At 62.8% G+C, this 13,049-nt stretch carries 14 protein-coding genes; 6 read left to right on the forward strand and 8 right to left on the reverse strand.

Features of this window, described 5'->3' with window-relative positions; translation table 11 throughout:
* Positions 1–196: 196 nt before the first annotated feature.
* From GWK36_RS02215 to GWK36_RS02235, 5 genes are all read left to right on the forward strand, one after another.
* Positions 197–2,392 carry a DUF2868 domain-containing protein gene (locus tag GWK36_RS02215; RefSeq protein ID WP_166269700.1) on the forward strand — a complete coding sequence of 732 codons (2,196 nt, stop codon included), beginning with the start codon at positions 197–199 and terminating at the stop codon, positions 2,390–2,392.
* Complete coding sequence (locus GWK36_RS02220; RefSeq protein ID WP_166269702.1) at positions 2,392–3,828, forward strand: GTPase/DUF3482 domain-containing protein; 1,437 nt, start codon at positions 2,392–2,394, stop codon at positions 3,826–3,828. Before GWK36_RS02215 ends, GWK36_RS02220 begins: the two co-directional genes overlap by 1 nt.
* Positions 3,828–5,138 (forward strand): adenosylmethionine--8-amino-7-oxononanoate transaminase, encoded by a 1,311-nt coding sequence (gene bioA / locus GWK36_RS02225; RefSeq protein WP_166269704.1) that lies wholly within the window; start codon positions 3,828–3,830, stop codon positions 5,136–5,138. The genes GWK36_RS02220 and bioA overlap by 1 nt, the downstream gene beginning before the upstream one ends.
* A gap of 104 nt (positions 5,139–5,242) precedes the next feature.
* Positions 5,243–6,028 carry a hypothetical protein gene (locus tag GWK36_RS02230; RefSeq protein ID WP_166269707.1) on the forward strand — a complete coding sequence of 262 codons (786 nt, stop codon included), beginning with the start codon at positions 5,243–5,245 and terminating at the stop codon, positions 6,026–6,028.
* 31 nt (positions 6,029–6,059) lie between these two features.
* Positions 6,060–6,647 (forward strand): hypothetical protein, encoded by a 588-nt coding sequence (locus GWK36_RS02235; RefSeq protein ID WP_246237626.1) that lies wholly within the window; start codon positions 6,060–6,062, stop codon positions 6,645–6,647.
* Between the two features lie 14 nt (positions 6,648–6,661).
* Here GWK36_RS02235 and GWK36_RS02240 read toward each other — a convergent pair whose 3' ends face one another.
* From GWK36_RS02240 to GWK36_RS02255, 4 genes are all read right to left on the reverse strand, one after another.
* Positions 6,662–6,943 carry a DMT family transporter gene (locus GWK36_RS02240; RefSeq protein ID WP_343033129.1) on the reverse strand — a complete coding sequence of 94 codons (282 nt, stop codon included), beginning with the start codon at positions 6,941–6,943 and terminating at the stop codon, positions 6,662–6,664.
* Positions 6,943–7,308 (reverse strand): hypothetical protein, encoded by a 366-nt coding sequence (locus GWK36_RS02245; RefSeq protein WP_166269711.1) that lies wholly within the window; start codon positions 7,306–7,308, stop codon positions 6,943–6,945. The genes GWK36_RS02240 and GWK36_RS02245 overlap by 1 nt, the downstream gene beginning before the upstream one ends.
* Positions 7,309–7,356: 48 nt before the next feature.
* The gene (locus GWK36_RS02250) at positions 7,357–7,545 is read right to left on the reverse strand and encodes a hypothetical protein (protein WP_166269713.1); all 189 of its coding nucleotides are present in this window, start codon (positions 7,543–7,545) and stop codon (positions 7,357–7,359) included.
* Positions 7,546–7,619: 74 nt separating this feature from the next.
* Entirely contained in the window at positions 7,620–8,291 is a 672-nt protein-coding gene (locus GWK36_RS02255; RefSeq protein ID WP_166269715.1) for a Bax inhibitor-1/YccA family protein, read from the reverse strand.
* Positions 8,292–8,481: 190 nt separating this feature from the next.
* Between GWK36_RS02255 and GWK36_RS02260 the strand changes: the two genes are divergently transcribed.
* Positions 8,482–8,949, forward strand: coding sequence for a CYTH domain-containing protein (locus tag GWK36_RS02260; protein WP_166269717.1), 468 nt, complete (start codon positions 8,482–8,484; stop codon positions 8,947–8,949).
* Positions 8,950–9,008: 59 nt separating this feature from the next.
* Here the strand turns inward: GWK36_RS02260 and GWK36_RS02265 are convergent, their stop codons facing one another.
* Genes GWK36_RS02265 through GWK36_RS02280 form a run of 4 tightly spaced genes read right to left on the reverse strand, consistent with a single transcriptional unit; the run spans position 9,009 to position 13,049 of the window.
* Positions 9,009–9,875, reverse strand: a complete 867-nt coding sequence (locus tag GWK36_RS02265) for an HDOD domain-containing protein (protein WP_166269719.1) — start codon at positions 9,873–9,875, stop codon at positions 9,009–9,011.
* Between the two features lie 14 nt (positions 9,876–9,889).
* Positions 9,890–11,596: a Na/Pi cotransporter family protein gene (locus tag GWK36_RS02270; RefSeq protein ID WP_166269721.1), complete on the reverse strand. Its 1,707-nt coding sequence runs from the start codon at positions 11,594–11,596 to the stop codon at positions 9,890–9,892.
* A 12-nt stretch (positions 11,597–11,608) separates the two neighbouring features.
* Positions 11,609–12,307 carry a type I-MYXAN CRISPR-associated protein Cas6/Cmx6 gene (gene cas6, locus GWK36_RS02275; RefSeq protein ID WP_166269724.1) on the reverse strand — a complete coding sequence of 233 codons (699 nt, stop codon included), beginning with the start codon at positions 12,305–12,307 and terminating at the stop codon, positions 11,609–11,611.
* 13 nt (positions 12,308–12,320) lie between these two features.
* Complete coding sequence (locus GWK36_RS02280) at positions 12,321–13,049, reverse strand: hypothetical protein (RefSeq protein ID WP_166269726.1); 729 nt, start codon at positions 13,047–13,049, stop codon at positions 12,321–12,323.

Consider the following 13,049-nt stretch of genomic DNA (forward strand, 5'->3'; position numbering starts at 1 on the left):
AGGGAAACGCTGATTTATTCGTCGCCCTGGGGAAAGCCGGAGTCCAGGTTATTGATTTGCATGGATTCGGGCGTGCACCTGCCGCAATGACGAGAAACGATTTGTTCAGCGTTTCCCTGATGGCTGGCCAGTGAGATGCCGCTGCCCCAGATGGAACGACAAGACCAACGAACGCGCTGATGATAACGAGCGGTTTATGGACCCGATAGAGCCAACCGATGCATTGCGCCACCCCGATGGCAAGGATAGACCTGCGCATCTGCCGGACTGGACCGCTGCCGATCTGATTGATCTGGAATACTATCTCGATGCCGATGAGCGGCTATTACGCGACCGCCCATCGAATCGCAAGGCGCTGGCCGCCCGCGACCGAGCGATCTATCTGGAACAGATCGAACCCCGACTCACCCAGCTTGCCCCCCATACCCCCTTACACCGCCGTTTGAGTCTCCGTCTATGGCTGAAGGCCAGGCGGGTTAGCGAGGATGCTACCGTCCGGCGGCTGTTACCCGGGCTCATCTTTGCCCGCGCTCAACATCTAGGGCTGATCTTGCTTGGGCTGCTCGGCTTTGTCACCGGGGTCACCCTAACCAGGACCTTGCTCCATTATGACGGCCACCTGCCGGTCAGCGTCCCTTGGTTCGTCTTTCTGCTGGTCATCCTCCAGTTTGCGCTATCGCTCGGCGCAGCCCTGACCTGGCTGCGGCGCCTATGGCGCAACGATCGCCCTAAGATCGATGAGTCCTGGTTTTTCAATCAGGTATTGCAGCCGGCGTTTGAGCATGTTGCCCATTGGTTACAGGGGCGGCAATTGGCGCATGTCACCCGCGATCAGCGAGAGCGCCTACTCGCGACCCAGGGCTTGGTGCGTGCCCATTTCAGCGTCTATGAACCCCTGGCGGTCCTCAATCTATTCATCCCGCTCCAGGTCTTCGGGATCACCTTCAATCTAGGAGTGATCCTGACCACCATCCTGCTCGAATGGTTTACCGACATCGCCTTCGGCTGGGGGACCTCGCTCTCGGCCCATCCCCAGACCATCTATGACCTGGTGCGCCTGATCGCCGCCCCCTGGGGCTGGCTATTCGGGGAAGGGGTGGGCTATCCAACCCTCGAGCAGATCGAGGGCTCGCGGATCTATCTGGAACAATGGGCCTTGCTGGGGCGCGGTTTCGAGCCCAATCCCGAGCATCTACGCGCCTGGCGCTGGTTTCTGGTCCTTGCGGTCTTTACTTATGGCCTCCTGCCGCGCTTGTGCCTCCTGCTGGGCTCGCTGGCGGCCCAATATCTTACCCTCCGCGGTCTCAGCTTTACCCACGGACGCACCCAAGCGCTCTATGCGCGTATGCTGGCACCCCACCTGGACACGCAGACCAGCGAGACAGGGCAGGGGAGCGAGATGTATATCCCAACCGAACTGCCTGCACAGCCGCGGCGCTCAGCCTTGATTGGCCCCTTGCCGGCAGGCCAGATCCAGGTTGGCGCACGTCCTTGGCGTGAATCTCAGCCAGCCGTCGCGCCGTCTCCTGCTCAGGGGTTGACAGGGTCAGGCTCTCAGCCCGTCCAGCCAGGACAGGCGGGCTCATTGACGCATACCAACGAGCTTGGCACCCCCTTGGAGACTGTCGGTCTTGATCAGGCAGATTCATCAGAGGCAAGGGCGGAGGCTGGCCATACCGGGGGCGGGGATACAGCACCTATGGAGCCGGCGGGTGGGGACGGCGAGCCACTCCAGCCAGTTGCGCCGGCATCGGCTGACCATCTGGCGGGCGCCAGGGCCCTCTCGCAACCCGCTGCCGAACCCATAGCGGTTTGCCGGTCCGAAGGAGATGCCCTTGTCCCGCCGCTCAGTCAGGTATCGACCGAGGAGATACCTCCTGCTCCAGCCGAGCCGAGCCTTGAAGCAACCCAGGCACATCCAGCCGCGCCGCGCTATGCTGCCGATGCCTGTCTGGTCCTGATCCATGTCGATATCGATGACCTGCTTGAGCCCAAGGACCGCGAGCGCCTCGCCGATCTCTTACAACGTCTCAGCGGCTGGCGGATCGGCGCGACCGCGCCCTGCGGCGCCGGTAGCCAGATGACCGCGCAGGCGCTCGCCCTGATCGAGGAGGGTGTTTGGGAATCGCCCCCGCCGCGGATTGCGGTCATCCAGGACGGTTCCCAGCCGCCGATCACCGAATACCTGATCTTTTTGCGTGAGCTGCGCGCCGCAGCCGGACCCAAGGCCCAGTTGCTCTTGGCGCTGGTGGGCGATCCGGATGACGAGGATCGCCTGCCACCGCTGCGCGCCTTCGACTATCGCGATTGGCAGGCCAAGATCGATCAGATGGCCGACCCCTATCTGCGTCTGGAGATACTGAACCCGCCAGAGGAGGAGGGAAAAGACTGATGGCGGCCAAGATCCCGCGCATCGCGATCATGGGGCATCCTAATGCTGGCAAGTCATCCGTGGTTGCGACCCTGACCGAAAACGACCAGATCCCGATCGACAAACGAGCGGGGACTACCCTCAGATCCGATGTCTATCCCGTGGTGATCGACGGGCGCACGGTCATCGAGTTCATTGACACCCCCGGTTTTCAGAATCCAAACGCCGTCCTTGAATGGTTCCAGGCGCATGCCGACCTCCCGGATCTCGCCCGCGCCTTCGTCCGGGCGCATCGCGACGATCCCCGTTATGTCCATGATGTCGAGCTGATGACGCCGGTGGCCGAGGGCGCAGCGGTGATCTTAGTGGTCGATGGCTCCAAGCGTATCAAGGAAAAAGACCGGGTCGAGATCGAGCTCTTGCGGCTGACGGGCCGCCCACGCATGGCCATCCTCAACAACCTGACCCGCCAGCAGCGCTATATGGAGCAATGGCGCAACGATCTGAGCAAGGCGTTCAACTCAGTGCGCGACTTCAACGCCCACCGCGCTACCTATGCCGAACGCATGCGCCTGCTCGAAGCCCTCAAAAGCATCGATCAGCGCTGGGAACCCTTGGTCGAGGAGGCGATCGATGCCTTTGCCCATGATTGGGAACGGCGCACCGACGAGGCGGTCGGCACCATCATCGGTCTGTTAAAACGCGCCCTGAGCTTCAAGGTCTCGCGCACGGTCAAGCATGCCCAGGTCGTCTTTCAAAGTGGGCGCGAGCGCGTGCGTCAGGAGCTGTTGACTGAATTCGAAAACGGCCTGCGCCGGATGGAGGTCGAGGCCCAGGCCCAGATCCGCGCCCATTTCCGACATCATGTCTGGCACATGCCGCCCGAGTCGGTGTTAAGCCATGATCTGTTGTCTGAGGAGGTCAGCGAGGCGCTAGGCCTATCCCGTCCGCAGCTCGCGATGGTCGGCGCTGCCGCGGGCGCTGCCTCCGGTGTCACCCTGGATCTTGCGCTTGCTGGCCATTCGTTAGGGGCGGGGGCGCTGATGGGGGCAGCGGCAGGCGGCTTTCTGGGGATTATGGGTGGGCGGGCGCTGGCCAAGCTCAATATCGAGCGTGCCCCCAACACCCATATCTATACCATCGGCCCAGTATCGAATCCGCGCTTTCCCTTCGTGTTGCTCGACCGCATTTTGCTCTACAGCGCGCGCGCCATGAACTGGGCGCATGGGCGTCAGGCCGCCGATGAGGATGACCCCGACAAGGTCCCCGACCGGCCCATTCGCCCCAAGGGTTTCACCGAGTCGCTGAGCCATCAGGAGCAGCGCGATCTGGCGCATTTCTTTCACGATCTTCGTCGTGGGCGTGAATCCCCTCACGAGGCGACCTGTCGCCAGATCGTCAAGCGCCTCTTGCGCGGCCTGGCCTTGGACGAGATCGACAGCCGCAGCGACCTGTGATGGATCTTGAGACCCTGTTGGCGCTCGATCGCGCCCACCTCTGGCACCCTTATGCCAGCCCCAGCGACCCTGGGCCCATCTATCCGGTGCGTGCTGCCCGCGGCTGTCGGATCGAGCTCATGGACGGACGCTCGCTCATCGACGGCATGGCCTCCTGGTGGTGCGTCATCCACGGCTATAACCACCCGCGCCTCAATCAGGCGCTTTGCGATCAGGCTGCGCGGATGGCCCATGTGATGTTCGGGGGCTTGACCCATGAGCCTGCGGTTCGCCTAGCCAAGACCCTGGTGGACCTCACCCCAGAGCCGCTCGAACATGTGTTTTTCTGCGACTCGGGCTCGGTGGCGGTCGAGGTCGCCATCAAGATGGCCATCCAGTTCTGGATCGCGCGCGGTCAGCCCGAGCGTCACCGGCTCCTCAGTCTGCGTTCGGGCTATCACGGCGACACCTGGCACGCCATGTCGGTTTGCGATCCGGTCACTGGCATGCATCACCTGTTCGCCCGGGCCCTGCCCAAGCAGCTCTTTGCGCCGGCGCCGAGCTGTCGCTTCGGCGAGCCCTGTCCTGAGTCCGAGCTTGCCCCCTTTGCCGAGCTCATCGAGCGCCATCGTCACGAGCTTGCCGCTGTAATCCTCGAGCCCATCGTCCAGGGGGCAGGCGGGATGCGCTTTTATAGCGCTGAGTATATCAAGGGGGTGCGTGCACTCTGCGATCGGTTCGATGTGCTCCTGATCGCCGATGAGATCGCCACGGGTTTCGGGCGCACGGGGAGTCTATTTGCCTGCGCCCATGCTGGGATACACCCGGATATCATGGCGGTCGGGAAGGCCCTGACCGGCGGCTATCTCTCGCTGGCCGCAACCCTCGCCACTGCGCGAGTCGCCGAGACCATCGCGGGCGGTACCCCCGGGGTCTTCATGCATGGGCCGACCTTTATGGCCAATCCCCTGGCCTGTGCGGTCGCCAACGCCAGCATCGAGTTGCTTTTAGAGGACGACTGGCAGGGTGCGCTGCGGCGTATCGAACAAGGACTTGAGTTGGGCCTCGCCCCGTGCCGCGGGCGGCCTGGGGTCTCGGATGTGCGCGTCTTGGGGGCAATCGGTGTGGTCGAGCTCGAGCGCCCGGTCCCCATGCGCGCAGTGGTGCCGAATTTCGTCGAGCTTGGGGTGTGGGTGAGGCCATTCGCTCGGCTGATCTATCTCATGCCGCCCTATGTGATCGGCGAGACCGAGCTTGCGCGGCTCTGTGCTGCGGTCGTCCAGGTCGTCGCTGAGCTGCCTGGGCTGTGGGCGCAGGAGGGTAGGGTATGACGCCGTGCCTGCCTGCTGGGTGTGAGAGTCGGCACCCTGGATGCCTTCAGACCAGCCCCCTCTTGGGGCGGACATGGTTCGGTCGTATCCGGCTAGGAGTCGGGGTGCTGGCGGCCTTGATCCTTGCCGCCTGTGCCGCCCCGTGTCCGTTGTCGGCGCCCATCAACCCGCCCGAGACTCAGATTGCCCCGGACCTGATCAGCGATCCCCCGCCGGCAGCCGGATCCAGTGGGGCCTTGGCTGCTGGCGAGTATGGGATGCTGTATTTCTCAGGCCATCAAGGGACACGGATCGCGACCGACCTTGCGCTCAATCGGCTCTATGAGGATGCCCTCCCCGGCTATGGGCTGTATACCTTTGTCCTGCCCGGCAGCAAGGACGCCCATAGCGCTGCCGGGGACCGGCTCCGTCAGCGTGAGCTATTGCGTTTGATCGAGACCTATGCATCTGATTCAGAAGAACAGGACAAGGCGCCCCGCCCAGACTCACATGTGTTCGTGGTGCCGGTACGTGCCAGATCTTTAGATGCGCCGCTTGCCGAGCTCCTGGCTGCTGAGCTAGGGGGGCTGATGCGCCGCGAGCTTGCCGGTATTCTGCGTCAGCGCGGTCATGGTCAGTGGGCGATGCGTCTCGAACGCAATCCCGGCCCTTTCTTGGTCAGTGCCCCCGAGCCGCGCCTGATCCCAGATCGGGGTGGCATGCCGCGCCTTCTGATCGATCTCTCCGGTATGGGCTTCGAGGTCTTGTATGATCTTGTCGATCGCTATGATCAGGATCTGCCGGCGGGATTGGGCGGACGCCCCGAGGCCCTGATGGCGCTGCGCACCCAACTGTCCACCCTGCCGGCCTGGTCCCAGCTCGGCCCTCAGGCGCGGCTGATCACACCCTGAAGATCCTTGCAGGTTGAGTACGATGAACCTCATGCCATCCGGATTTGGCAGCTTCTTGCGCTTTCTGCTCGGGACCCTGCTGTTACAAGGGGTCACCCTGCTCTTGATCTATACAGCACTCCATACCGACTGGCTCAAGACCTGGCCGCTCTTTGCCGCGCTCGGCGGGGCGATCGCGGTCCTGGTCGCACTCTGGTTCAACACCATCGTTCTGGCCGACCGCCACCGCACAGTCTCCAAGGTCAGCGAGCGTCATTCCAAGGAGCGCGAGAAGATCAAACTGCGCGCCGAACAGGAGCGGCTCAAGGCCACCAAGGAGGCGGCGCGCGTCCAGAAACGGGCCTCGATGGGCCTGAGCCTCAAGACAGGTCTGGTGGTCGGCGGGACCTTCGGGCTGGGGATCGCCATGATGTTCGCCCAGTTCATGACCCTTGGGCTGGTGACGCTGACCGCCGCTGGCGGGGCGGCCCTCGGCTATGCGGTACGGGCGCGTCAGGAGAAGGCCATCGCCGCCAAGCGTCTGGCCGCCGAGGAACGCTCGCTTAGGATCATCGAGGTTGAGCCCAAGGCTGCACTTGTGCGTCAGGGGCGCTCAGTCGGAGACGAGCTTAAGACCTAGGATCCCGATCACGATCAGCCCCCGAAAAAGGCGCGGGCGAGGGTTGCGGGTTCCCCGAAGATCCAGATCCCCAGCACAAAGGTTCCCGCCGCCCCGATCCCCGTCCAGACCGCATAAGCGGTGCCGATCGGGATGACCCTTTGCGCAAGCACCAAAAAGCCGCCGCTTGCGGCCATACAGAGGGCGGCGAAGAGAAGCCAGCCCCAGTGCGGAACGGCACCCGTCCAACCGAGTTTAAGGCCCACCGGCCAGCCCCATTCACATAGCCCAGCGATGAGCAGATAGACCCAGGCCATCAGCCCGCTTGCTTGTTCTGCTCAGCAGGCGAGCTGGTACAACGCACCGTGCATTCACCATATTGCACTGTACAAGGGGTGAGCTCCTCGCCGAGACAGTCGATCGGCTGCGGGCAGAGCGGATCAGATCCAGGTTGACAGGTCCGCTTGGGGTCGGCAAGACGCACGCGCTCTTCCTGACAGAGCTGTTCGCGGGCGCGTTGGCGCTCGGCACACTGGTTTTTGAGCGACTCGCAGGCAGCGGCACAGGCTCCTTCCAGGGCGGAGGGTGTTTGCGTCGGTTTTAAGGGATTGAACTGACAACCGCCCAGCAACAAGGCCAGGATACAGGCGCTAAGACCCGACGGATAGGAACGGCTTGACATCGGTGATCCTCCTTTATAGCCGCGCTACTCTACCACAGGGCGGTCTGCTCAGCCGCGCGCTGCCAGGATCAGGAGTACCACAAAGGCGGCAACGGCCACCAAGGGCCATAGAGCTGCGGGCCAGTCGCCCTTTTGCGCCTTGGGCCCCTCTTGCTGCCAGCGCCTATAGACCGGCCAGAGATAAAACAGCATGAGGCCGAACAAGACGGCAGCGATGATCTTGAGGGCAAATTCCATCGGACACCTCGATATAAAAACCCCGGCGCGGGGCCGGGGTTTGAGGGGGTTGGATCACCAAGATCGATCTTGGTTTAGTCGTCGCCGCCCATGATCCCCAGGATCTGGAGCAGGCTGATGAAGATATTGAAGATACTCAGATAAATACCATAGGTCGCGAGGATATAGTTGGTCTCCTCACCCCGCGCGATGCGGCTGGTATCGAACAGGATAAAACCGCTCATGAGCAGGATGATGACCGAGGAAATGGCCAAGGACAACGCCGGCATTTGGAGGAACAGATTGGCAATGATAGCGATCATGACCACCATCATACCGGCGAAGATAAAGCCGCCCATAAAGCTAAAGTCGCGCTTGCTGGTCAGGGCATAGCCGGAAAGACCCAAAAAGATCGCCGCCGTGCCGCCGAAGGCCAGGGCGATGGTCTTGGGGCCATGTGGCAGGGCGAGATACAGGCTCAGGATCGCGCCCAGCCCAAAGCCCAAGAGACCGGTGATGGCAAAGATCACCCCAATGCCTGCAGCCGAGTTCGCGGTGCGCGGGAGGACGAACATCCCGAGCACCATGGAGATGATCACCGAGACCAGATAGACCCAGGAGGGCATGGCGAGCGCCATCGAGAGCATGGCGGTTAGAGCGCTGAAGCCCAGGGTCGCTGCCAGCAGCAGATAGGTATTCTTTAAAACTTTGTTGACCGCAAGGGCGCGGTCAGGGGTCTTGACGATTGAGATGCCAGGATTGGGCATTGCGGTTCACTCCTCGTTGGTTTTGGAGATCTCATGCGCCCTCTAAGACAGGGCGGAAGGCCTTTGGTTTCCACCTCCTAAGCATACCCGAGCCTGCCTGAGGTGCAAAATCGGGACGCGGTCGCGCTGTTGAGGTGGAGCGAATGCGATCTATACTGTTTCGCCTCGCCCCGATTCGCTCTCCATACCGATGCCCATCGAGATCGAACGCAAGTTTTTGGTTAAAAACGACGACTGGCATGCCCAGGCCACAGAGGGAGTGCGTCTGATCCAGGGTTATCTCAGCGCTGATCCCCATCTGACAGTGCGGGTCCGCATCCAGGGCGATGCCGCCGTGCTCACCCTCAAGGGGGGTTCCCGGGGGATCAGCCGCTTGGAGTTTGAATATCCGATCCCCCTTGCCGATGCCGAGGAGATGCTCACGGCCCTGGCCGTCTTCCCGCCGATCGACAAGACCCGCTATCTGGTGCGCCATGAGGGGCATTGCTGGGAGATCGATGTCTTTACGGGTGCCAATGCGGGGCTCGTCATCGCCGAACTAGAGCTCGCGAGACCAGATGAGCCATTCACCCGCCCGGATTGGCTCGGGGAAGAGGTCTCGGGTGATCCCCGCTATCTCAATGTCAATCTCGCACGCCATCCTTATGGGGCCTGGTAGAGGCCCGGATGGGGTCGCGCGCTGGTCGGCGTCGGCTGCATCCCAGGGTTGGCGCCAGGTTAGGGATTCAGGCTCGTCTCGATCGCTGTCAGATCAAGTGCCTGATCGAGCAGCATCAAGGTCCCGCGCGGGCTGACCGGCCCAGGGGCAACCTTGGCATAGGCCGGCAGCTGGTTGATGGCGGGCAGGGTGCGCTCGGGGTCTGGATTGAGCATCAGCTCGTGCAGATTGACCAAGAGGGCGATGTCAGCTAGATCGGCCCCACCCGGATGGTCGCGCTGCCACTGGTTGCGGGTACGTGCGACTTCACATAACTCTTCATCCAGCCCCCAGTGTTCGAGCAGCATCAGGCTGATCCTGGTGCATAAAGTCTCTGCGAGACCCCGGATGAAGGCTGGCTGATCCAAGGTCTCGGGATAGGCATCGAGACGGACATAGAGCAAGGGCAGCCCGATCTCTTGCAGGAGCCCAGCCAGCAAGGCGCGGTCTGGGCTCAAACCCCGCACCGCCTGGGACAGTACGGCGCAGCAGGCGGCGCGCCGAGCACTGCGTTTCCAGTAGGCCAGCAGCAGTGACTTGAGCCGTTGATCGCGGGGGCGGAACAGGGCACGCAGCGCATGGCTTAGACATAGGCTGCGCGTTGTCTCCAACCCGAAGAGGGTCAACGCCTGTTTGAGGTCCTTGATCCGACGCCAGCCGCGATACAAGGGGCTGTTGGCGATCTGGAGCAGATAGCTGGAGAGCCCAGGGTCAGTCTGGATGATCCGTTCGATCTGGACGAGGTCGCAGTCGGGGTCCTGCATGACGCGGCGGATGCGCAGCGCCGCGTCCGGCAGGTTGGGCAGACTGGCTTCACCTGCCAGGATGTCGCGGGCGACCTTGGCATAGATGCCGAAACTGGCAGGCAAGAATTTGTCCTGGTTCATCGCGATGCTTGGCGTTAGGGGTTGGTAACGGGATGGGCGAGGGGAGTGCCGTTGACAGCATTCTTGGCTATGCGCCGGGCAAAATGATAGATCCGTTGCAGCTTTTCGATGATCTCGACCTCGAGCGTATAGGCAGGGATACGGTTGGGTTCGCTGGCCACCAGGCGCCGCGCCTCGTGCGCTGCCGCTGATGCCGCGATCAATTGGATCTCCACCTTGAGATCGATCACGGTCTGGGCCGCTTGGGGATTGCGCTGGCTGACCGCCTGTAGGGCCGAGCCGAACGCCCGGCTGACCACCCGATGAAACCCGATCAATAGCTCGCGCGTTGGGGTGCTGATTGCAACCCCTTGAGTCAACCGCTCGCGCCCCAGGGTCACCAGATTGGTCTCGATCAGGTCGCCGATGTTTTCGAGGTCATTGACCGTAGCCAGGAGCGCCATCAGGACACGGGTCTGGCGTTCGGTCAGGTTCTGGCGGCTGATCTTGCCGAGATAACCGATGATCGCGGCATGCAAGCGGTCAACGGCATTGTCCATCCGTTCAATCTCGACGAGCGCCTGGCGGTCGCCGGCCAGGATCGCCGGCATGATCCGCTGCATCATCTCGCTGACTTGCTCGCCCATACGCAGGATCTCCAGACGCGCCCGATCGAGGGCAAGATCTGCGGTTGCCATCAGGCTGTCGTCAAGATAATGCGCCCTGCCTGGATCGGTTAGGGGCACGTGCTCGGTATCCGGAATCAGCCATTCGACCAGGCGGGCAATCTGCCTGGTCAGGCCGATGAACAACAGGGTATTGGCGAGATTGAACAGGGTATGGGCGTTGGCGATCTGGCGCGGGAGCTCGGCAGCCAGACGTGCCGTACCTGGCAGATCGGGTCGTGCGGGCGAGAGCCATTGGATCCAGTAGGCGAGCGGATCGATCCAAGCGATCCAAATCAGGACGCCGGCGACATTGAAGATGACATGGACCAGGGCAGCGCGTTGGGCGATCCGTGGCTTGCCGATCGCTGCCAGGAGCGCAGTGACACAGGTCCCGATATTGGCGCCGAAGACCAGGGCGATCCCCGTCTCCAGACCGATCAGCCCCTGGCTTCCCAAGGTGATGATGATCCCCAGGGTCGCGGCGGATGATTGGATCAGGGCGGTGAACAGGGTCGCGACCAGGATGGCGAGCGCCGGCTGACTCAGCTTGGTCAATAGGGCAATGACATCCGCATCGTTGCGCAGCGGTGCCATGGAGTCACTCATCAGGTCGAGCCCGAAAAAGACCAGGCCCAGGCCCAGGATGAGGCTCCCCCCGTGTTGGACCGACTCGCGCCAGGGATCGAGGCTTAAGCCAAAGCCGAGGGCGATCAACAGATAGGCCAGGTTCTCGAGGCGGAAGGCGATCAATTGGGCGGTGAAGGTCGATCCGACATTGGCCCCGAGGATTACACCGATCGCCTGCGGCAATGACATCAGCCCGGCGCTGACGAAACCGACCGCCAGGACCGTGGTCACCGAGGATGAATTGAGGATGGCGGTGATCAGGGCCCCGCTCAAGGCACCGAGGAGCGGATGGGTGGTCAGGCGTTGGAGCAGGGTATGCAGCCGCTCTCCGGCAACGGCCTTCAGCGCGGTGGTCATCTGCTCCAGCCCATATAGGAACAGGGCGAGACCACCCAGCAGGCCGAGGGACATCGGCCACCAGGCGAGCGCCTGTTCCTGCGCAGGCATGGGGTGCGGCGGTCAGGCGACCGGCTTGACCGGATCGATGCCCTTGTGCGGGATGAAGATCCCGCAACCCAGGGTGCGGTGCAGCCCGAGCCCCTCGCTTTGCAGGTGCAGCGATTCCTCGACGGTCAGACCGGCCAGCATCAGGGCGCGGGTGGGTATCGGGCCGGTGGGTGTGTGCAACAGGGTCACCTTGCCGCAGAGCGCCTTGCGGATACGGATGCCCAACCCCTGGAGCATCTGCGCAGTCGTGGCGAGAAAGGCGGTTTCGTCGGTCGATGAGGCGCGCTCCGGGGCGATGGCGATATGACGCGCCAGCAGGGTGGTCTCACGGCTCAAGGGCTGGATCTTGGCGGTGCCGATGGCAAGCGCCTGACCGCCGACCTCGATGCGCTGGCCGGTAAGACAGGCGATCAGGTCATCGGCGCGGGCGCGCGGGACGCGGATCTTGAGCTTGGTGCGGCGCGAAACCATGAGCAGATTGTCCGGCGAATGGGCCGGACGCTCCCAGCCATTCTGCGAGCCAGCGACATGGATGCTGTGCACGCCCAGCCGCGGCTCCTCGTCGAACCAGGGCACCAGGGGGCGCAGTGCATTTGACAGGGCATAGGCATGATCTACAGGCAGGCAGCGGCAAGCGATCGCGAAGGCGAGATCGACCACTGCATCGGGCGCCTGGCTGGGTTCGCTGACCTCTTCCTCATTCCAAAACATCGCGCATCTCCATTCAAGCAAACGGCAGGCGGCGCTGAAGCGCCGCGCGGTCAAACCACCAGTCGTCCTGGACCAAGGCATCGACGATATGGCGCAGACGCATCAGGAACTTCTCAGGCTCCTTCAATTCTAATCGCTCCATCCATTGATCCAATTCCTCCGGCGTCTCGACCTGACTGTGCCGGCGGGCGACCGTCCCTAGCATCTGGGTGGCGAGGAACAATAAATCTCCCCGCTGTTGCCCCTGGGCGCGCAGATCGACCAAAAACAGGGCGGTGGTGGCCGCAACTGCTGCGCCGTCGGCGTGATCGGGCGTTTCATCGACGACATGACGCAACAGCTCGATCGTCAGTTCGAGGTCGATCGGACAGGTCACAGCCAACCAGATCCCCTGACCGAGTGCGGCCAGGGAACCAGGCTGGTCGGCCTGGAACAGCACATCGCAGGCGTCGGCAGCGGATTCAAAATGATCCCAAGCCATGAAGCGATCGAAGGCCGCGCGCGCCAGCGGCCAGGCCTCGGCGCCGCGCCCTAGGCTCGCCAAGGTGCGGGCGATCTGCACATCTAGCTCCATTCGCTCAAACTCCGAGCTGCCGGTACGATCAATGGTTGCCAGCCGCTCCTGGAGCGCCTGGAGATGCAGTTCCAGGGACGCATGCTCGCCGCGATAGACAAGGACGGAATCAGCGGGGCGATCCGGCAGACGGATGGCGCTGACTGGGGAAGTCTTGAAGGGAATCAT

The organism is Caldichromatium japonicum (genome assembly GCF_011290485.1).
GTDB lineage: Bacteria > Pseudomonadota > Gammaproteobacteria > Chromatiales > Chromatiaceae > Thermochromatium > Thermochromatium japonicum.